This window comes from Grimontia kaedaensis, assembly GCF_023746615.1.
GTDB lineage: Bacteria > Pseudomonadota > Gammaproteobacteria > Enterobacterales > Vibrionaceae > Enterovibrio > Enterovibrio kaedaensis.
Genome location: NZ_CP082275.1, coordinates 1,862,333 through 1,881,371, shown reverse-complemented (window position 1 = coordinate 1,881,371; position 19,039 = coordinate 1,862,333). Strand labels below are relative to the sequence as shown.

Annotated in this window: 19 protein-coding genes; 10 read left to right on the top strand and 9 right to left on the bottom strand. The window is 46.7% G+C overall.

From position 1 onward, the window contains the following. Window positions 1–469: 469 nt before the first annotated feature. Entirely contained in the window at window positions 470–982 is a 513-nt protein-coding gene (locus K6Q96_RS08620; RefSeq protein ID WP_002537117.1) for a hypothetical protein, read from the bottom strand. A gap of 219 nt (window positions 983–1,201) precedes the next feature. On the opposite strand from K6Q96_RS08620, the gene K6Q96_RS08615 reads away from it, so the two are divergent. From K6Q96_RS08615 to K6Q96_RS08600, 4 genes are all read left to right on the top strand, one after another. Next, window positions 1,202–1,411, top strand: a complete 210-nt coding sequence (locus K6Q96_RS08615) for a hypothetical protein (protein WP_251875000.1) — start codon at window positions 1,202–1,204, stop codon at window positions 1,409–1,411. Window position 1,412: 1 nt separating this feature from the next. Beyond that, on the top strand, window positions 1,413–1,568 hold the full coding sequence (locus K6Q96_RS08610) for a hypothetical protein (RefSeq protein WP_251874998.1): 156 nt from the start codon (window positions 1,413–1,415) through the stop codon (window positions 1,566–1,568). A gap of 2 nt (window positions 1,569–1,570) precedes the next feature. After that, window positions 1,571–1,735: a hypothetical protein gene (locus K6Q96_RS08605; RefSeq protein WP_251874996.1), complete on the top strand. Its 165-nt coding sequence runs from the start codon at window positions 1,571–1,573 to the stop codon at window positions 1,733–1,735. Window positions 1,736–1,878: 143 nt separating this feature from the next. Then, window positions 1,879–2,754: a hypothetical protein gene (locus K6Q96_RS08600; RefSeq protein WP_251879536.1), complete on the top strand. Its 876-nt coding sequence runs from the start codon at window positions 1,879–1,881 to the stop codon at window positions 2,752–2,754. 278 nt (window positions 2,755–3,032) lie between these two features. On the opposite strand, the gene K6Q96_RS24920 is transcribed toward K6Q96_RS08600, so the two are convergent. The 5 genes from K6Q96_RS24920 to fba form a co-directional block, all read right to left on the bottom strand. Next, window positions 3,033–3,293: a DUF3653 domain-containing protein gene (locus K6Q96_RS24920; protein WP_353621781.1), complete on the bottom strand. Its 261-nt coding sequence runs from the start codon at window positions 3,291–3,293 to the stop codon at window positions 3,033–3,035. Window positions 3,294–3,756: 463 nt separating this feature from the next. Further along, complete coding sequence (locus K6Q96_RS08595; protein WP_251879534.1) at window positions 3,757–4,638, bottom strand: inositol monophosphatase family protein; 882 nt, start codon at window positions 4,636–4,638, stop codon at window positions 3,757–3,759. 37 nt (window positions 4,639–4,675) lie between these two features. Next, the gene (locus K6Q96_RS08590; protein WP_251879532.1) at window positions 4,676–5,698 is read right to left on the bottom strand and encodes a class 1 fructose-bisphosphatase; all 1,023 of its coding nucleotides are present in this window, start codon (window positions 5,696–5,698) and stop codon (window positions 4,676–4,678) included. 9 nt (window positions 5,699–5,707) lie between these two features. Beyond that, window positions 5,708–6,634, bottom strand: coding sequence for a phosphoribulokinase (locus K6Q96_RS08585; protein WP_251879530.1), 927 nt, complete (start codon window positions 6,632–6,634; stop codon window positions 5,708–5,710). 44 nt (window positions 6,635–6,678) lie between these two features. Then, window positions 6,679–7,743 (bottom strand): class II fructose-bisphosphate aldolase, encoded by a 1,065-nt coding sequence (gene fba / locus K6Q96_RS08580; RefSeq protein WP_251879528.1) that lies wholly within the window; start codon window positions 7,741–7,743, stop codon window positions 6,679–6,681. Between the two features lie 402 nt (window positions 7,744–8,145). Here fba and K6Q96_RS08575 point away from each other — a divergent pair, with 402 nt between their 5' ends. The 5 genes from K6Q96_RS08575 to K6Q96_RS08555 all read left to right on the top strand — a co-directional run bounded on the left by K6Q96_RS08575 (window position 8,146) and on the right by K6Q96_RS08555 (window position 14,263). Further along, on the top strand, window positions 8,146–9,564 hold the full coding sequence (locus tag K6Q96_RS08575) for a form I ribulose bisphosphate carboxylase large subunit (RefSeq protein ID WP_251879526.1): 1,419 nt from the start codon (window positions 8,146–8,148) through the stop codon (window positions 9,562–9,564). A 22-nt stretch (window positions 9,565–9,586) separates the two neighbouring features. Next, complete coding sequence (locus K6Q96_RS08570) at window positions 9,587–9,946, top strand: ribulose bisphosphate carboxylase small subunit (protein WP_251879525.1); 360 nt, start codon at window positions 9,587–9,589, stop codon at window positions 9,944–9,946. A gap of 133 nt (window positions 9,947–10,079) precedes the next feature. Continuing rightward, window positions 10,080–10,901: a CbbQ/NirQ/NorQ/GpvN family protein gene (locus K6Q96_RS08565; protein WP_251879523.1), complete on the top strand. Its 822-nt coding sequence runs from the start codon at window positions 10,080–10,082 to the stop codon at window positions 10,899–10,901. A 21-nt stretch (window positions 10,902–10,922) separates the two neighbouring features. Further along, a complete protein-coding gene (locus tag K6Q96_RS08560) occupies window positions 10,923–13,283 on the top strand; it encodes a nitric oxide reductase activation protein NorD (RefSeq protein WP_251879521.1) in 2,361 nt (786 codons plus the stop codon). 53 nt (window positions 13,284–13,336) lie between these two features. After that, on the top strand, window positions 13,337–14,263 hold the full coding sequence (locus K6Q96_RS08555) for a LysR family transcriptional regulator (protein WP_251879519.1): 927 nt from the start codon (window positions 13,337–13,339) through the stop codon (window positions 14,261–14,263). Window positions 14,264–14,300: 37 nt separating this feature from the next. Here K6Q96_RS08555 and K6Q96_RS08550 read toward each other — a convergent pair whose 3' ends face one another. Both K6Q96_RS08550 and K6Q96_RS08545 read right to left on the bottom strand, forming a co-directional pair. Continuing rightward, window positions 14,301–16,391, bottom strand: coding sequence for an ATP-binding protein (locus tag K6Q96_RS08550; protein ID WP_251879517.1), 2,091 nt, complete (start codon window positions 16,389–16,391; stop codon window positions 14,301–14,303). Then, window positions 16,388–17,581: an FIST signal transduction protein gene (locus K6Q96_RS08545; protein WP_251879515.1), complete on the bottom strand. Its 1,194-nt coding sequence runs from the start codon at window positions 17,579–17,581 to the stop codon at window positions 16,388–16,390. Before K6Q96_RS08545 ends, K6Q96_RS08550 begins: the two co-directional genes overlap by 4 nt. A 136-nt stretch (window positions 17,582–17,717) precedes the next feature. Here K6Q96_RS08545 and K6Q96_RS08540 point away from each other — a divergent pair, with 136 nt between their 5' ends. Beyond that, window positions 17,718–18,359 (top strand): hypothetical protein, encoded by a 642-nt coding sequence (locus K6Q96_RS08540; RefSeq protein ID WP_251879513.1) that lies wholly within the window; start codon window positions 17,718–17,720, stop codon window positions 18,357–18,359. A 115-nt stretch (window positions 18,360–18,474) separates the two neighbouring features. Here the strand turns inward: K6Q96_RS08540 and K6Q96_RS08535 are convergent, their stop codons facing one another. Next, on the bottom strand, window positions 18,475–18,885 hold the full coding sequence (locus tag K6Q96_RS08535; RefSeq protein ID WP_251879511.1) for a hypothetical protein: 411 nt from the start codon (window positions 18,883–18,885) through the stop codon (window positions 18,475–18,477). Window positions 18,886–19,039: the final 154 nt, after the last annotated feature.

The following is a 19,039-nucleotide window of genomic DNA, read 5'->3' as shown; positions in this document are numbered from 1 at the left end:
TTTCCATTAATGTATTCCTTAGAGCTGTAACAATATGTGTAACGATGGAGGAAGCTAATAGACCGTAAAGGAAGGATTGGTTTCTGCAATCATTCAAAAACCGCGCAGCATCTATACCCAACCAACTTCAGGTTGTTTGGGTATAGACATCAGAGCCCGCGCGATTGAATAGCTCATTGTTCACATTAGAAGTGTCAGGTCAGGGTAGCCCACAGACATGCATGCTGTCGTTAGCGAACACATCTGCACTGGTACTTTGACGTGTTGTGACATAGCCGCCATCACAACCCAATAGCAAAGGGAAGGGCACGTAACAACAGTAAATGGGGCAGAAACGATGACAAAAATGTTATTTGGTGAGTTTGTGATTGATGATGAAGTGGCCGTTGATTTTGGACGAGAACGACACTTGAACGATAAGACAACCCTATGACGAAGCACGTCGTTTAACAACGTGCTTCGGCAGAGTTTATTGTACAGGCATCATGGGATATTGAGGGTCTACCACTTTTACAAAAGGAACCTTTTCAGCCACATGGCAAGCATTACACACCGCTTTAGTGGTTTCGTATGTTTCCCAAATCTTCGCATCATCTTTTGAATCAATGGCCGCCTGCATCATTTTCCATTGCGAGTTGATGAACATGGCATCAGCATTGGCTTTGCGCGCAGGACGACGCTCAGTGCCGTTCACTATGGTCTTCTTAATCTTCTTCCATTGATAGGTTGCCATGTCGTAGTTCTGATTTTTTAGCGCAAAGTAGAACGTATTGAAGCGCGCACCGGTTTCGAACATGGTCATGTCGAAGCCACGCATTTGCTTCTGCAACACCTTAAATCGTTCATCACTGGTTTCTTTATTCATCACCCAATCATTTTGACCTTCGAATTGCGTGACGGTCGCTGTAGCGGTTGTAGATGAGAGCAGAGCAGGGGTTAACACTAAACTGACGCAGAGTGCGCGTTTTAACATTGGCGACATTATTTACCTTCCTTTTTATTGTTGGTTTGTTGAGCGTTAACAGGCTAACTCAACCAGAAAGTCGGTGAATATAGTGAAAACAGGGTATTAAAACGGGAAAGCTTGAATAGAACATCGTTCAATTAATCAATACTCGTTGCGTCATGATGAGAAAACGCCATGTTATTGAGATAGATAGCGTTTTGGTTTCTGACAATGCGATTTCAAGGCTTTCAGCCTATGAGCAACGCCTGCGCAAGTTTGAAGGGCACGTTCAAAGGCTTGGCACTGCTGGCAAGCTCCGCACTGAGTGCAGGTGGCGTGAATGAGTTGCTGACCGTGGCAATCCCGAATATCGGTGACCCACAGTTCGGCGGCACCGTGGCGACGCTCGGCACCTTGGCGCTTGGCGCGTGGGAAACCTTGCGTAACGAGAAGAAAGGGCGCTGATATGGATTTGTTATCAGTGCTCGGCGCATCGGCTGCGACTGGCTTGCTGTCGTCCGTGTTAACGGTGGTCGCGCTCAAAGTCGATATGCGCTGTATGAAAGAAAAGCTTTCTGACCATGAGCAACGCCTGCGCAAGCTTGAAGGCTTGGAGGTGTAGCCATGCCAACCAAGTCTCTCAAGGTGAAACAGGCGGGCAAAAAGGGCGGTCAGGCTACTGCGCGTAAGTGGAAAAACGACCGCAAGTTTGCGGCCACCATGCGCAAGAAACTGAGCGCAGTAGGTAAAAAAGGCGTTAAAGCTCGCAAGCAAAGAAAGTTGATTTAGTTGGCACTAGGTTAAAAGAGAAAGCCCGTAAACGCGGGCTTTTTTTCTTTTGAATTAACTCATAAACATTGCGTGTATTACCGCGTCCAATAGGTGATACAGTGGTATCATGTGTGCGCATATTGTTGATTTAAGGTTAAAATGTGAGCACTGAGACTGAATTTACTAGCCGTAATATACCCTTACCAATTCAGCGAGAAGTAAGACAAAGATGTGGTTTTGGATGTGTTGTATGTGGAATGCCACTTTACGAATACGAACACATGGAAGAGTGGGCTGAAGTGAAGCGCCATGTGGCTGATGAAATAACTTTGCTCTGCGACCAACACCACAGAGAGAAAACAGCTGGGTTATTACCCAAAGAAGTTGTAGCCTACGCAAATTCAGACCCTTTCAACCTGAGAAAAGGAGCGTCAAAACCCTACAATCTGCATTTCGCGGGCAAAACCGCTGAGATAGTAGTTGGAGGAAACAGTTTTACCTGCGAAGATCATGGGTATGGTACAGCAATGGTTCCGCTTAGCGTTGATGGAACTCCTCTAATCGGTCTCGTATTAACGGATGGCCACCTTTTGTTGAACTTAGTAGTTTTTGATGAGTGCAACGTTCCAATTCTCCATATAAAAAACAACCAGCTTCTTTACTCAATAGAGCCGTGGGATATTCAATTAGTCGGGAAAAAGTTAACTGTTAGGGAAGCAGCAAGAAAGATACTCATTGAAATAGAATTCATGCCTCCTAATAAAGTCATTATTAATAAAGGGCGATTTCTAAGAAATGGTGTTGAAGTCCTTATACGTCCTTCAAATATCCTAGTTACAAATAATAATACGTTAATTAGTGGATGTAGAGCACACAACTGCTTTGGTGGGTTAATTCTAGGTTATCATGAAAAGCCAATTGGCGGATTTATGTCCATTTCTGGGATTTCAAGGTATCTAGGTAGTCGAACGGAAGCTTTGAAGTTCGAAAAAGAATCAATGTCAAAGTTTGAGTTAGAAGAAACTCAATCTGTTTAAAGCAAACACTTGAGTAAGTAAAAATGTCCAAAATAAAAGAGATATCCATATGCTGTACTCATTGTAAAAAATGGTTCCCGTCACCAATTTTTTTCAGTGATAGCAGCTCATTTGATACCAGCATTTTATTTAAAAATAATACTCAATGTATTTATTGCCAAAAGATGACAGGCTGTAATAAAGAAAATTTCAGAGCTAGATTCGATGATGGCGGATATATAGGTGTTGATACATAATAATAAAGTGAAACTAGAAAGCCCGCAGTAGCGGGCTTTTTTTTACTTCATTTTGTCCCGAGTTGGCACCCAAGGCGCGGGCGCTGTGCGCTTGGGGCCACGATAGACGGTTAACGGCTCACGGGCTGGCCGCATGGGTGGCGATGAGATACGCCCGTATTTCTCCCTGAGCGCGTAATACTCAGCTTTCCATATGGGGAACGTCACCAGCTCATAGGGATGAAATTCACGGCCGTCTGGGGTCACGAGTACCGCGCGGTCTTCATTGACCTTAAAACTGTCCCAGTTAAGGTCATTGGGCAATAGCCACGAGCTTTAATCAAAAGCAGCTTTTCGGTCATCGGATTTAGCGGCGTTATGAAAACAGAAAGAGAATTGAGGAAACACCGATTCTATTTTGTCAGTATGATGCCAATCAGGCGTGACACAGAAAGCTGATAGCCATGATTAGATATGAACAAACTGAAGCTCAATCTGGGACTATTTTGGGTTGTTAAATCTTATCCCTAAAGTGCGCATTATGTATATTATGTTAAATAATATATGTAGCTATGCCAAATCTGACTCTCCTTTGTCTGTCATTACCCACTTTCTTCAAATATTTCAGTCTATTGAACGTAATTATCTATTTACCATAAAATAGATAATTACCAATTCTCTAAGACGCTCATATTGGATCATTCTGTTCCAACAGAGTTCTTCTAGCTTTGGTGAATTATCGAAAGCCGATGCTGTGGCCTAACTTGTGTGGCTGATGCCGATTCGGTTACAGATGTTGGCTGATGTGTTGTTGCCATTGCTCAAACTGCGCTGGCTGTGTGGCGGCAATGACCGACCTTGCCTGCATGGATTGGTTAAACACGTTGCTGCCATCATACGACGATGACATTCCGCCAGCTTCTGACAGAATCAAACTTCCTGCTGCGTAATCCCACAGCTTTTGTTCTCCGTGCAGATAAAGCTGGCACCGATTTGCAGCTATCCAACACCAATCCAACGCGCTCGCCCCGAAACTTCGTTGTGAGCGATATGGCGGCTTAGCTGCAAGCTCTGCGGCCAGTGTTTGTGGCAACCTTTTGAAGTCGACCATAGCTATTGCGCTTTTAAAATCAGTCTCGCTATCCGACTGATTTAATTGGGCGACACCAGGCAGCTTTACTCCATTAAGTGTAGTGCCATTCCCCTGAGAAGCGTAAAAACACTCATCTCTGATTGGATCGTAAACCAGACCAACGCGAATCTCTCCTTCGAAGATCAGCGCCAAAGATGTGCAGAAATACGGTATGCCAAAGGCGAAATTGCTGGTTCCATCAATCGGATCCAATACCCAATACGGCCTTTTTTTATCATTAAAAACAGTGCATTGTATTTCTATAGGCTGTTCTTCACTTAGTACCCCGATGTTTGGCCAATATCTAGAAAACGCATCAATCAAACGGCTCTGCATCTCCGTATCGGCGGCAGTGACTATGTCATTATTGTCTTTGTAGCCAATATCGCTGTTGGTTAAACCTCGCTGATACAATGGCAGTATCGCTTTGAAAGCCGCACTTCTGACGATATCGAAAAGCAAGGATTGCAGATCGCTTTCACGTATTTTCAAATAATCGCCCAAAGACGAGTGGGTTTCAGAAGTCTCTATCATCATGATGATTCACCTTTAATTCTATCTTTATATCATGGGGTTATGACTCTTTATCCATGCTGAGGTGATACCGTTCCACCCTTTCCACTTCTTCTCGGGCACCGATAACGACGGGAATGCGTTGATGCAAACGGTGAGGTTTAACGGAGAGAATACGCTCCCTACCCGTTGATGCTGCGCCTCCGGCCTGTTCGATGATGAAGCTCATAGGGTTAGCTTCATAAAGTAGACGCAAGCGCCCTTCTTTCACGTTCTCACGGCTGTCCCGCGGATATAGAAATATGCCGCCACGCATTAGAATCCGGTGAACTTCGGCGACCATGGAAGCGACCCAGCGGGTATTAAAGTCTCGTCCCCGAGGGCCTTCTTTACCTTCGACAACCTCATCGATATAGCGTTTTACTGCAGGTTCCCAGTGGCGTTGGTTCGACATATTGATGGCAAACTCGCTGGTCTTTTCGGGAATCGTGAGATTAGGATGGGTGAGAATGAACTCGCCAATGTCTCTGTCCAGCGTAAAGCCATTCACCCCCTGCCCTGTGCTCAACACCAGATTGGTCGCTGGTCCATAGAGGACGTATCCTGCACATACCTGACTGGCACCCGGTTGCAAAAAATCCTGCTCTGTCGGGATTGAAATACCCGACGGACAGCGCAGAATCGAGAAAATCGTCCCAATCGAGACATTCACTTCGGTGTTTGAAGAACCGTCTAACGGGTCGAAAACCAGCAGGTATTTCCCTTTGGGAAACTTGGTGGGAATGGGATAAACCTCTTCCATTTCTTCCGATGCCATCGCGCCTACATGCCCTGACCATTCCAGCGCTTTGATCAGGATTTCATTGGAAATTACATCGAGCTTTTTCTGGGTTTCTCCCTGAACATTCTCAGTATCAGCTGAGCCAAGCACATTGATGAGTTGTCCACGGCTCACGTCGTCCGCAATCTCTTTACAGGCCGTGACGATGGTGTTGAGCAGCAAGGTAAAGTCACCTGTCGCTTCGGGCAGTTTTCGTAAATCTTCGATGATAAAACGTGTAAATGTCGTTCCTTTCCTGATCATGGCTCCTCCTTACAGCGCTGGCACGCGCTTCGAGAAGCGATCATGGGTGGTTTCAACACTCACGCGGTTAGAGCCGTGCAGCACCAGTTCTTCAATCAGTGGTTGCATGATCAACTCCATCGCGAATCCCATTTTTCCGCCAGGCACGACGATATTGTTACGTCTGGACATAAACGAACCGCGGATCATATTGAGCAGGTGCTGGAAATCAACGCCGGTTTTCTTAGGGTCGCGGAAACGAATCACCACCATGCTTTCGTCCAAAGTAGGAATATCGCGCGAGATAAACGGGTTCGAGGTATCCACCATAGGCACGCGCTGGAAATTGATATCCGAGAGTGAAAATTGCGGCGTAATGTAATGAACATAATCATGCATGCGACGCAAAATGGTGTCAGTCACGGCTTCACGACTGTAGCCCCGCACATGGGTATCGCGGTGGATTTTTTGAATCCATTCCAGGTTCACGATGGGAACCACACCAATTAAAAGGTCAACGTATTGCGCGACATTACTGGCAGCAGTAACCACGCCGCCATGCAGACCTTCATAGAACAAAAGATCCGATCCTTCGGGGATCTGGCTCCAATCGGTGAATGTACCGGGTCGTGATTGGTGAAGCTGGGCTTCCTCTTCGTTGTGAACATAGTAACGACGCAGCGCGGTACCGGATTCTGCATAAGCTCGGAAGGTTTTCTCCAGTTCGGCGAAATCGTTGCCTTCAGGACCAAAATGACTCAGGTTCTTCCCTTTTTCCTGCGCCCTCCTCAGCCTTTCCCGCATCTCTGCTCGGTCGTATTTGTGGTAGCTGTCGCCTTCGATCACGGCGGCTTTGAACTGGTTACGACGGAAAATTTGTTCCATCGCGTTTTTTACTGTTGAGGTGCCAGCACCGGACGATCCGGTTACTGCCACAATAGGATGTTTCACTGACATAGGTTTCTCCTTCAAATGAAATGCGTTGAGGGTTCAGATCGATTTCATCTGACGGAGGGATTCAATTCACCGGAAGCATAACGGGCAGACATGACTTCCAGATTGACGGGTTTGATTTTGGATGCCATGCCTGCGCAGCCAAAGGCTTGATAGCGTTCTTTACACAAGGCTTCCATGGCTTTGGTGGCGGCTGCGAGGAATTTTCTGGGATCAAAGTTACTGGGGTTTTGTGCGAGGAAACGTCGCACCGCGCCTGTGCTTGCCATGCGAAGGTCGGTATCAATGTTCACCTTGCGAACGCCGTGGCGGATCCCTTCGACAATCTCCTCCACTGGGACGCCGTAGGTTTCTCCCATATCACCACCAAACTCATTGATGATTTGCAACCATTCCTGTGGCACGGACGATGAACCATGCATCACTAAATGCGTATCCGGGATCCTTTCGTGGATCGCTTTTACACGCTCGATGGCAAGAATGTCGCCCGTTGGTGGGCGGCTGAATTTGTAAGCGCCATGGCTGGTACCAATGGCGATAGCCAAAGCATCAACGCCTGTTTGACGCACAAACATGGCGGCCTCTTCCGGATCAGTCAGCAATTGATCGTGGCTCAACACCCCTTCTGCACCAGAGCCGTCTTCTTCACCAGCTGTGCCCGTTTCGAGTGAGCCTAAGCAACCCAATTCCCCTTCTACAGAAACGCCACCAGTGTGTGACATATCAACCACCCGCGCTGTTACATCGCAGTTGTATTCGTAACTCGCTGGCGTTTTCATGTCTTCGAGCAAGGATCCGTCCATCATGACAGAGGTAAATCCCTGCTGGATAGATTGCAGGCAGACTGCGGGTGAAGCTCCGTGATCCTGATGTACGACGACAGGAATTTCTGGCCATTGCTCTACAGATGCCAGCATTAAATGACGCAGGAACCCTGCCCCTGCATAGGTTCTGGCTCCCGCTGACGCTTGCAGGATCACGGGCGCATCGCAGCTGGCAGCAGCCCCCATAATGGCGTGTACCTGCTCCATATTGTTGACGTTAAATGCGGGAACGCCGTATCCAAATTCGGCGGCGTGGTCGAGCAATTGTCTCAAACTGATCAGTGCCATGACGGTCTCCTTGGACGCAAAATAAAATTCCTTCTGCATTCCAAGTTATCCAGTCGGTTACGGTGACTCCAATCAGGAATAGCCGCAAAGACGATAAGTAAAACTTATAGCCTTGATATTCGAACACTTAACCAAATGAAATCAGTTTGTTAGCGAATTAGTGCCTGACAAAAACTCTGCTTTGTCGAATCGTCATTAATCAAATATTGCTGCCTAAATTCAATATATTAGCGTTTTTCTTCGTCATCAAAATGGTGAAAATCTGCCTTTTAACAGAACTTCTTATCCTGAGCATAAGAAGAACCAATTTCACTTGTGGCCGCCATTTCCCAACACTTAATCACAAGCAATCTTCATCAGAAGGTTTCAAGCCATCTGGCGATTCACAGAAGGAAATGGGTTATGGCTAAGAGTTATCAGGCAGGTGTAAAGGAGTACCGGGAAACATACTGGATGCCCGAATATACCCCCGCTGACACCGACATTCTGGCGTGTTTTAAAATCGAACCCCAACCGGGTGTGCCAAGAGAAGAAGCCGCCGCCGCGGTTGCTGCAGAGTCCTCGACCGGTACATGGACAACGGTATGGACTGACTTGCTCACGGATTTGGATTACTACAAAGGACGCGCTTACGCGATTGAGGATGTGCCGGGCGATGACAGTACCTTTTATGCCTTTGTCGCCTATCCCATCGATTTGTTTGAAGAAGGATCTGTGGTTAACGTGCTGACGTCGCTCGTTGGTAATGTATTCGGCTTTAAAGCGATTCGTGGTTTGCGGCTTGAAGATGTGCGATTCCCCATCGCGTATGTGAAAACCTGTGGCGGGCCGCCAAACGGTATTCAAGTCGAGCGCGACAAGCTCAACAAATACGGCCGTGCGCTGTTGGGTTGCACCATTAAACCCAAGCTGGGTTTGTCTGCAAAGAATTATGGTCGCGCGTGTTATGAAGGTCTTCGTGGAGGGTTGGATTTCACTAAAGATGACGAGAACGTGAATTCTCAGCCTTTCATGCGCTGGCGTGATCGTTTCGAGTATGTCGCCGAAGCCATTCACCGCGCCGAGCGAGAAACCGGAGAGCGTAAAGGCCATTATCTGAATGTGACCGCGCCTACCCCGGAAGAAATGTATCGCCGCGCAGAGTTCGCTAAAGAACTCGATATGCCCATCATCATGCACGACTACCTGACCGCGGGTTTTACCGCCAATACAGGTCTGGCGAACTGGTGTCGTGAAAACGGCATGTTGCTGCATATTCACCGTGCGATGCATGCCGTTCTTGATAGAAATCCCCGCCACGGTATTCATTTCCGTGTGCTCTCGAAATGCCTGCGTCTGTCAGGGGGTGATCATCTTCATTCAGGTACCGTGGTGGGCAAACTCGAAGGCGACCGTGAGGCAACGCTGGGCTGGATTGACATCATGCGTGATCGCTTCATTAAGGAAGATCGTTCCCGTGGCATTTTCTTCGACCAGGATTTTGGCTCTATGCCTGGCGTTCTGCCCGTGGCGTCTGGCGGTATCCATGTGTGGCATATGCCTGCTTTGGTCTCTATTTTCGGTGATGACGCAGTCTTCCAATTTGGCGGCGGAACCTTGGGTCACCCTTGGGGTAATGCCGCAGGCGCAGCTGCCAACCGTGTCGCTCTGGAAGCTTGTACACAAGCGCGTAATGAAGGTCGGGTTTTGGAACGTGAAGGCAAAGACATTCTTACGCAAGCAGCGAAACACAGTCCTGAGTTGAAGGCCGCCATGGAAACGTGGAAAGAGATCAAGTTTGAATTCGATACGGTCGACAAACTCGATGTTGTGCACGCTTAGTGATAGATGAAGGAGAATCCCAATGAGTGAAGTGATGGATTATTCGTCGCGGCTGACAGACCCACACAGCCGCAAGTTTGAAACCTTTTCTTATCTGCCGAGAATGACCGCCGAACAGATTCGCCGTCAGGTCGAGTTTATCGTCAGTAAAGGTTGGAACCCGGCCATTGAGCACACTGAGCCGGAGGAAGCGACAAGCTCCTTCTGGTACATGTGGAAACTGCCCATGTTTGGTGAAACCAATGTGGATCAGATCCTGAACGAAGCACAGCTCTGCCATAACCTGAATCCGAACCACCATGTTCGTTTGATTGGTTATGACAACTATCGCCAAAGTCAGGGATCATCCATGGTTATCTACCGCGCCCCTGGATTTGAGTAACGCCGAACTTACCCAAACGTCTCCGGTGCTGTTTGGGTAAACCTTTTCGATAGGGCTTGGCTGGGAATCCACAGTCCTGCGTCTCCCAGTCCTTTTTCCCTGTTGGTTTAGCTCATTCGTTACGGAGTTCACTATGAGTCAGGCAATCCAACCTGTGCCGCTGAACAATCAATATCTGATTGCCAACGAGCCTTACTATCAAGAATCTGGCGACGAAATTTCGCTGTACCAAGCCGCGTATGATTCTCGCATTCCTATGATGCTCAAAGGTCCCACGGGCTGCGGGAAAACACGCTTTATTGAACATATGGCCTGGCGATTGGGTAAACCGCTTATCACGATTTCGTGTCATGAAGACATGACAGCTTCCGACTTAATTGGCCGCTACCTACTCAATGCAGAAGGCACCTACTGGCAAGATGGTCCATTGACGATCGCAGCGAGAATCGGTGCGATTTGTTATCTCGATGAAGTGGTTGAAGCGCGTCAGGATACGACTGTCGCTATTCATTCTCTCACTGACTACCGCCGGACACTGTCTCTGGAAAAGAAAGGTGAGCTGCTGCAGGCACATGACGATTTCCAATTGGTGATTTCCTATAACCCCGGTTACCAAACGCTGATGAAAGACCTTAAGACATCAACGAAACAGCGCTTTGCTGCATTGGAGTTCGAATATCCGGATGAAGAAACCGAAATTTCGATTGTTTGCCATGAAACCGGGATCGATGAAGGAACGGCAGGCCGACTTATTCAAATAGCAAAACATGCCAGGAATCTGGTCGGGCATGGGCTCAATGAAGGTATCTCTACCCGCCTTCTGGTGTATACCGCTCAACTTATCAAGAAAGGCATTCCCCCTGTTGCGGCCTGCCACATGGCTTTGGTTCGTCCGCTGAGCGATGACGCAGACATTCGAGAAACCTTAGAAACAACGGTTCAGGGTTGCTTCTGACGAGATATTTTGGGGCTAAATATGGATGACAGAATACGCGCCAATAAACAAAGAATTGAAGCGCAGCTGGTCGAAAAAACAGATGGGTTAAAGCTCGCTTTTGAAACTGGCTTTCAGGAAGCAGACGCACTGATGAATGCTTACGAGTTGAATACTTTCCTGTGTGAGACTCTAAATTTAATGAATAAATATCAATCAGATGACGTTATCTCCGCCTTCTTACTCTCTGTTCCCAATACTCATAAATATACAAGTGACAGTGTCACTGAAAGCATATCAGGATCGGTTCTTTTGCTCGCAGATTGGTTGGGCTCTGCGCGTTTATCACAATACCTGAATACCCTGCCAGCTGTTTCGGAACGACTTTGCTCGAAGGAAGGTTTGGCCGTTTATCAAAAGCTGGTCGAGGACCTCGCTCGCAAAGCACCAAGGTGTCTTAATGTGTTCCTTACGCGGTCACCCAGCTTGCTCACATCATTGCCTATATTGGGATTACGCCACTGGGCCATGATTGGGGCGAAAGCCCACGCTCATGATATTGAAGCGCTCAACAGTTACTTCACGCTGTCGTCAGTGGACAGTCAAAATATCTTCCAACGACAACGCCGCGGCACGCTGTTTGTTGATGTTCAGCGCCAATTGCATTTCTTCATTCGCGCGATTTGGGGGCGTGATTTCTTTCTTCGTCCTTGTATTAGCGATACCGTTCAATCGGATGATTGCACTGCGGTGGCTACTATTCCTAGTATTCAAGCAGGTACGATTTTTCTTCCCGATGCATTGGAAGCTGCAAGCACAGATAACGCTGCACTTTCAGCGAAAAACCGTTTCCGGGCTGCGGCTGCCCACGCGGCAGCGCACTTGATATATTCAAGACCAACACCGGCCGATGAATACTCAAGGACTGAACGCTATTGGTTCGGCGTGTTAGAAGATGCGCGCGTGGAAGCAATGGCAATCAGAGAATTTCAGGGGTTGCGCCAACTATGGATGCCCTTTCACCTCGAGAAAACTCACCAAAGTCATTGCCTATCGAGTCAGCTTTCTCTGGCGTTACTGACTGGCAATATCGAGGATGCGCCGCCGACTTTGGCATTTGCCGTGAATGCCTTCAACAGATTGATCGATTTAGACAGTCGTGATGCTCAGCAACATGAAATGAATAAACTTCCTGGCCAACTGGTTTCAGCTTTGGGTGAATTTGTTGAAACAGGTGAGCCTGAGGCTGTCTGTTATCGTGACGACAATACTTACCTTTGGCTCGAAGATGGTGATGAGTTTTATCAGTGGCCTCTACTGTCCGAGCCACAGGTGAAAAGAACCGTCAATGTGATGGAGATGGTCAACGAAATCGACAATGAACTCGCCGATGACAATGCTCAGGAAGTGTGGATTTTGGAGTCTGAATTCTTTCGCGATGGTGATCCTGAAAACGTCAGCATGAATGAGCTGGAAGGCAAGCAACAAATATCCTCGCCCTTCTATTATCCAGAATGGGATTACACCGCAAACCAAGCCCGTCCGGCTTGGGTGACGCTTACCGAGCGTTCTGTGAAGAAAGGTGCAGCGGCAGACATTGATAAACTCGTCGAGAACCGACAAGCCCAACTCAGGAAAATCAAAGCCATCATTGAAGCCCTTCAACCCAAAGGACTGCAGAGGTTCAGGAAACAGTTTGAAGGTGATGAGTTGGATCTGGATGCTGCAATCGATGCCATGAAAGAAATTCGTCGTGGCGCGCTGCCTGATATGAACATTGACCAAAGACTTATTCGGCGTGAACGGGATTTGGCCGTGTTGGTTTTACTGGATCTCTCTCAATCGACCATGGATTCACTACCTGGCAATCACAGTGACCTCTGGGTGCTGGATATTGCCCAGGAAGCGGCGGTGATGTTAGCCAATGCGATTGATGGCATTGGGGATCCGTTTGCTATTCATGGGTTTAACTCTAACGGCCGAAGTGATGTTCGTTATCAACGCTTTAAAGATTTTGATGAAGCTTACGATGACACTACAAAGTCCCGGTTAGCTGCAATGGAAGGCGGATTATCAACCCGAATGGGCGCAGCATTGCGACACGCCAAAACATATTTGGCTCAGCAACCCCAGCGAAAAAAACTACTGTTAATGGTCAGCGATGGTGAACCTGCGGACATAGACAGCCGTGATCCGCTTTATCTTCAGGCAGATACCAAACATGCTATCGATGATGTGTTAATGCAAGGCATCACTCCATTCTGTCTGACGATAGATCCGGACGCGGACAATTACGTCGCTCAGATATTTGGTGAAGGCCATTATTCAGTTTTGGATGATGCCAACAGACTGCCTGATGTATTACCGAACTTATTCGCGAGCATTACCCGGACGTCTGCCTAATCATTCGCTGTTCATTAAAAGCACTCTCTGCATAAGAAACAAGGAAGGTTGTTATGCATTTGACGTTAAGACAGCTCAATATCTTTCAAGCGGTGGCGACGCACTTAAGTTTCACGCGCGCTGCCTCTGAACTACACCTCACCCAACCTGCCGTTTCAATGCAAATTAAACAGCTCGAAGACAATATTGGTTTGCCGTTATTTGAGCATTTAGGGAAATCCCTGTATCTCACTCATGCCGGTGAAGAACTTTTAGGTTACTGCGAACGCATTTCCGAACAACTGCGCGATGCGGAAGATGCGTTTGAGAACATGAAATCACTGACCTGCGGCAAACTTAAAGTGACCGTTGCCAGCACCGCGAACTATTTTGCCGCCAAACTTCTGGCTGAGTTTTCCCAGCAACATCCGGGCATTAAAATCAGTCTGAAAGTGACGAACAGAGAGCAGTTGCTCAAAGATATTAAGAGCAACGATTGTGACCTGGTGATCATGGGAAAACCGCCAGCAGAGTTTGATGTAGAAGCCACAGTATTTATGGAGAACCCACTGGTGGTCATCGCCCCTGTGAATCATCCGCTTAGCCAACAAAAGAAGATTCCATTATCTGTGATAGCTAATGAACCTATGGTTGTGAGAGAGAAAGGTTCTGGCACGCGGTTTTCGATTGAACGCTTTTTTCTTCAGCGCGGACACGAACTGAATGTCTCTGCGGAAATGAGTGCAAGTGAAGCGATTAAACAGGCTGTGTCTGCCGGTTTAAGTATGGGAATAGTGTCCAGCCACACTATTTCTCTTGAACTGGAAGCAGGCAAACTGACAGTGTTGGATGTGGAAGACATGCCTATTATACGGCATTGGTATTTGGTTCATCGAAGTGACAAGGAGCTATCACCGATCGCACAAGCGTTCAGTAACTATTTGTTAAGTGTAAATAATTATAAGGATAAGATAATTAAGCGTTGCTCTTTTAGTAAGTGACAGCGTCACTTACTAAAAGAAAACGAACAGATAACAACTAATTTATTTGTGCGCCAACCTTTACGTGACGCCGTAACGCCTGTTTTAGAACCACTGCACGTATTGGTTTTGTCACGAAATCATCCATGCCTGCTTCCATACAGCGCTCTTTGTCTTCATTCATAGCGTTTGCTGTTAAAGCGATAATTGGCAAGGTATACCCTTCAGCGCGTAGCTGTTTGGTTGCTTCTACACCACATAAAACCGGCATAGACATGTCCATTAAAATCATATCGAATTGAACACGACCATCGTGAACCAAATCAACAGTTTCTTTGCCGTTGTTAGCGACGACAACGTGATGCCCTGCTTTTTCCAGCATCAACTTCACGACCATCTGATTAGCTTTGCTATCTTCCGCAACCAAGATATTCAAAGAATGCAGGTCACTGTTGTCTGTGTTGTCTTTTTTCACAGGTTCAGTTGGTGAAGGTTCGATCAATGGAATATCGATGTAGAAAGTAGTACCAACGCCTAGCTCGCTTTCAAAATCTATGCTGCCATTCATCATAGAGACGAGTTTTTTACAGATAGAAAGGCCAAGTCCTGTTCCGCCGTACTGTCGTGTGATACTGCCGTCCGCTTGGGTAAATGGTTGGAATACATCTTTCTTGCGCTCGGCATTGATACCAATCCCGGTGTCTTGCACCGAGAGTTTCAACCTCCCATTTAGCACGCGCATCGATACTTTCACTTTACCGTGCTCGGTAAATTTCACTGCGTTACCAACCAGATTCAATAATATCTGTGTGAAGCGATTTCCATCCTGATAGATGTTGTCTGGCACGTCATCAGCGATATCCATCTCCATTTGAATGTCTTTTTTGGACGACACTTCATTCAACTGGGAAAACACAACAGTGACACTGTCACGTGGGTTCATGCTTTCAGGGTGTAGAGAAAATCGCTCTGACTCAATCCTTGATAAGTCAAGGACATCATTGATGATGGTGAGCAGCAACTGCGCGGATTTATCCATTTGGGAAACCCAGACAGCTTGCTCATTATCCAGTGGTGATTGCTGCAGTGTGTCTAACAAGCCCATAACCGCATTTAATGGTGTGCGTATTTCATGACTCATCATCGCGAGAAATTGAGATTTCGCAGCGTTAGCAGATTCAGCCTGTTGCCTCGCCTGTTGCAGTTCATGTACGCGTTGCTTACGAGCAGTAATATCTTTGGCGGTACCACGGAAACCCATGCAATTTCCGCGCTTGTCATAATAAGGACGGCCAGAAAGGCTGATCCACTGTTCCTTCCCTTCGTGGTAAACCTTCCACTCTACTTCTGAGAAAGGTTGCTTCAGCTGGATAAGGTCTAACAGTTTATGCTTCACATCGGGCTGACGATTGAGTTGATTCATGATCGCCTGCGGTTCAGCAGAATACAATTCATTGGAAGGTGAAGACAGATATGTAAATTGCAGGTTGTTATTTATTTCCCAGAACCAGTCGCCAGCCGTTTTCGCAAAGTCACGGAATCGCTGCCGGCTTGCTGTGAGTTCCTGAGTTTTTACCGATACCAGACATTGAAGGCGTTCCCGGTAATCGATATCAATAATAGTTCGCTCAATAAGTGGTCTGAAACGTTCAATAACTTGCTGGGCCTTGGTATCAAAACGCCCTTTTTCCGATGCGAATAGGATCAAAATGGATTCGCTGGCATTCACTGTCATACCAGTGATGATGGCAGAACGGCATGAATCAAAATCCTCGTTGTGTAACAGCGAAAATTCTTTCACACGATCTGGAGCGTAAAGCACGACTGTTTGGCCATTAACGCAACGGGAAAATGTTCCTCCGTCCTTCCAAAGGAAATTTTCCACATTATGTGATGTAGAAACTAAACAGGAATAGGAGTCTTCTGTTTCTTTATTGCGGGTCAGTACCAGGGCATTATCAAAAGAAACATAACGCTCAATCACTTTGAGTAGAGTGTTAAAGACCTCGATTTTGTTGCTGGCGCCAGACATGGCAGATATAGCCGACAGGATCGCACTATTTTCTTCCTTGAATTTCCGCTCTCTCTCTTCAACACGGTTCAGTTCGAACAGTGTTTCTTGCAACTTCTCTGAGATTGCGCCTGTCATAGCTCTTCCTTGTGGAACAATACGGCGGATATCATCAAATTACCGTGGGCAATTTCCCCGCCGAGAAACTGTCCCTGCTCGCCAAATGTGAACGGGCAAATAAAAGGAGCATGATGCATAGAAAGACGCATGTTCGCTGCGACGCTGTGCAGAGAATCGCTAACATGTAACATACATCCTGCGCAGTAGATCGCTAATCCACCTATGGGATCACGAGTGTTCTTATCATGGTCGTTGGCAGAGTCCACTACGCGCCCTGCTCGCGATACCAACATTTCTGTCGTACCTGACATGAAATGAACCGTCTCACCTTCTTGTATGTTACAGAACATTTGTATGCCGCCTTCTGGCGACACTGTCGCAGGATGGGAAAGCGTGTAATAAGGCATGCCATGTATTTCACCGGTCTGTCGACCAAGGGGAAAGAGTGTGGATTTTGCAAACAATGCGTCAGGATTAATTTCGCTGCCAGTGGCTTCGAAATACCACTTTGAGTAAACGTTGAATGCTGGTTTACCATCCAACTCAACCAGCGTCCTTCCATCCACTCTGGTGGCAATGGCACTTAACCCCATTGCCGCATACCCATTGTGAAAAGAGTAACTGACGCGTGCAGATGGAAAGAAGACAGCCATGGAGATGCCATTAGACGTAACGCGCTCGTTATCTAACAGTGACCATTTTCCACTGACACCATCGTCAGCAGCTGACCCCCCAATAATAGGTACATTTACACCAAGTTCGTCGCGTATTGCACTTAAGATAGTTTCTTCGTGGCCCGGTGTTGCATGAAGCGTGATAAGTGCTGGAAGCTCTCCGGGTCTGCCGCTTCTGTCTATCGCTTTGCTAAGCACAGTGCTAGCTGATTCTGCGATATCATCGCCCTGCTTTAATTCGCATAGCGCTGAACCATATGCGCCTTCTGGATCTTCAACTGCCCAAACAGCAAGGGTGTGCCCGCCCACATAGCCTTTATCAGTCATGGTGCCTTGGCATGATGAACAACCAACAACACAAGTGGTGGGAAAACGGCGATTGATTTCGCACAAGATACCTTCGGCATCTTGCGTTTCGGTGTAATAAACAAGCATCAAAGAAGGTGTCGAGATTTTCCTCGAGATCTCTTCTGCAATTGCTTGGATGGCCTCACTGGCATTGGGGGCTGTCGATGATGATGTCGCAATTCTCATTTACTTACATCTACACGGCTGTTTGCGGCAATACGTTCAATAATAGCTCTCTCACTTCTGCAAACACCAGTATTTACCGTGATTCTTTTCGCTTAATCACTGAATTCTCTATTAATAGACGATAGAATCGCCAACATTGACCAAAAAAACTGCGCGCGCAATGGACAGCCAGCTCTATATCGTAATTAATGCGAATCTTCCCTTAGGACAAATAATTAGCAAACGTCTCGCCCAAAAAGGCAATACCGTTATTTATTTGGCGGATAACGAGCAAGACGGATATGCGATTGCCGCTGATGAACCCCGTGTCCGATACCGGCATTGTTTGACCTTTGACCGTGGCATGATTGCTGGTGAATTTGACTGGGCAACACGTTATGTTGGTCCCGTAAATGGTGTCGTTGTAGTTGTTACCGAAGAATCGATTCGTCAATTGTCTATACCAATCGAAGAAAGCTTCTTCGCGTCGTTACATGAAGGGCTCTCGCAGGAAACTGATGAGCTTTCTCTCACCTATGTTATCGTCCCGAATGATGAGAAAAGTGGCCAGTCTCTAAAGGACCTTCACCTTAAGCTTTGCGAACTCTCCCATATCAGCAAATTCCCGAGTAAAGGCATAAAGGTCAACCACGTTATTATTGGAACCCATCAATACACCCAAGGACCTAAGTGTGCCGATATTGCAACAGATACTTCAGATCTAATCCATTACTTGTCCTCAATAAACGCTAAAGCGGTACGTCATCAAGCCTTTTATTTTGGTAATTCATCAGAATAACATGCAGTAAAAAAGCAGCCTATAGCTGTTTTAATATGGAATTTGAGGCGTTCAGTTGATTTAAACATTCAAACGGAAAATTGTTAATGCATTTCGCACAAATATTAATTCGATGTTAAAAGTTAATTTCTAATTGATCTTGATCAATGAATAACATCCATTTTTGCGCTGGCCCGTAATTAACATCCACAGGTAAACCATAAATATAGGCACGTTTTTCACCTTCGGTTGCCAAAACTGTGTGAGAAGTTATGACAACATCAGGTTCTCCTAACAGACGTAGTTCACCAGGCTCGAACACTGAGATCACCCGCATAATCTGGGTTTTATCGTCTTGATTTTCAAACTCAATTTCAATCGTTTCGCCGTGAAGTAAAACGCTGCAACTTCCCGCCACCACTGAACATTTCGGCAAAGTAGTGGATTCGGAATATTCTAGCGTTCGCCAAATAAAAGCCGCTATAAGCACCGTCATAACGACTAATATTTGTACTAAACGACCTGTGGTTAGTTTTTCTGCTGCCATGTGATTTATACTTTTCCCGTGTTACAGAGCTCAAAGTTTTAGTAGAAATGTTACCCGAGCGTAAACCGAGTGTGGGTTCGACCCTGTATTTAACTGAATAACTGAAGTATTATTATCGATGAAAATGCCACTTTTACAATGAAATAGCAATGGA

Bases quoted from the DNA above. Each gene is read 5' to 3' on its own strand.
- K6Q96_RS08585 (WP_251879530.1), bottom strand. From the start codon at position 6,634: ATGTCAGTGAAACATCCTATTGTGGCAGTAACCGGATCGTCCGGTGCT.
- K6Q96_RS08555 (WP_251879519.1), top strand. From the start codon at position 13,337: ATGCATTTGACGTTAAGACAGCTCAATATCTTTCAAGCGGTGGCGACG.
- K6Q96_RS08535 (WP_251879511.1), bottom strand. From the start codon at position 18,885: ATGGCAGCAGAAAAACTAACCACAGGTCGTTTAGTACAAATATTAGTC.
- K6Q96_RS08615 (WP_251875000.1), top strand. From the start codon at position 1,202: ATGAGCAACGCCTGCGCAAGTTTGAAGGGCACGTTCAAAGGCTTGGCA.
- K6Q96_RS08570 (WP_251879525.1), top strand. From the start codon at position 9,587: ATGAGTGAAGTGATGGATTATTCGTCGCGGCTGACAGACCCACACAGC.
- K6Q96_RS08565 (WP_251879523.1), top strand. From the start codon at position 10,080: ATGAGTCAGGCAATCCAACCTGTGCCGCTGAACAATCAATATCTGATT.
- K6Q96_RS08620 (WP_002537117.1), bottom strand. From the start codon at position 982: ATGTCGCCAATGTTAAAACGCGCACTCTGCGTCAGTTTAGTGTTAACC.
- K6Q96_RS08595 (WP_251879534.1), bottom strand. From the start codon at position 4,638: ATGATGATAGAGACTTCTGAAACCCACTCGTCTTTGGGCGATTATTTG.
- K6Q96_RS08590 (WP_251879532.1), bottom strand. From the start codon at position 5,698: ATGATCAGGAAAGGAACGACATTTACACGTTTTATCATCGAAGATTTA.
- K6Q96_RS08550 (WP_251879517.1), bottom strand. From the start codon at position 16,391: ATGACAGGCGCAATCTCAGAGAAGTTGCAAGAAACACTGTTCGAACTG.
- K6Q96_RS08560 (WP_251879521.1), top strand. From the start codon at position 10,923: ATGGATGACAGAATACGCGCCAATAAACAAAGAATTGAAGCGCAGCTG.
- K6Q96_RS08610 (WP_251874998.1), top strand. From the start codon at position 1,413: ATGGATTTGTTATCAGTGCTCGGCGCATCGGCTGCGACTGGCTTGCTG.
- K6Q96_RS08575 (WP_251879526.1), top strand. From the start codon at position 8,146: ATGGCTAAGAGTTATCAGGCAGGTGTAAAGGAGTACCGGGAAACATAC.
- K6Q96_RS08545 (WP_251879515.1), bottom strand. From the start codon at position 17,581: ATGAGAATTGCGACATCATCATCGACAGCCCCCAATGCCAGTGAGGCC.
- K6Q96_RS08605 (WP_251874996.1), top strand. From the start codon at position 1,571: ATGCCAACCAAGTCTCTCAAGGTGAAACAGGCGGGCAAAAAGGGCGGT.
- fba (WP_251879528.1), bottom strand. From the start codon at position 7,743: ATGGCACTGATCAGTTTGAGACAATTGCTCGACCACGCCGCCGAATTT.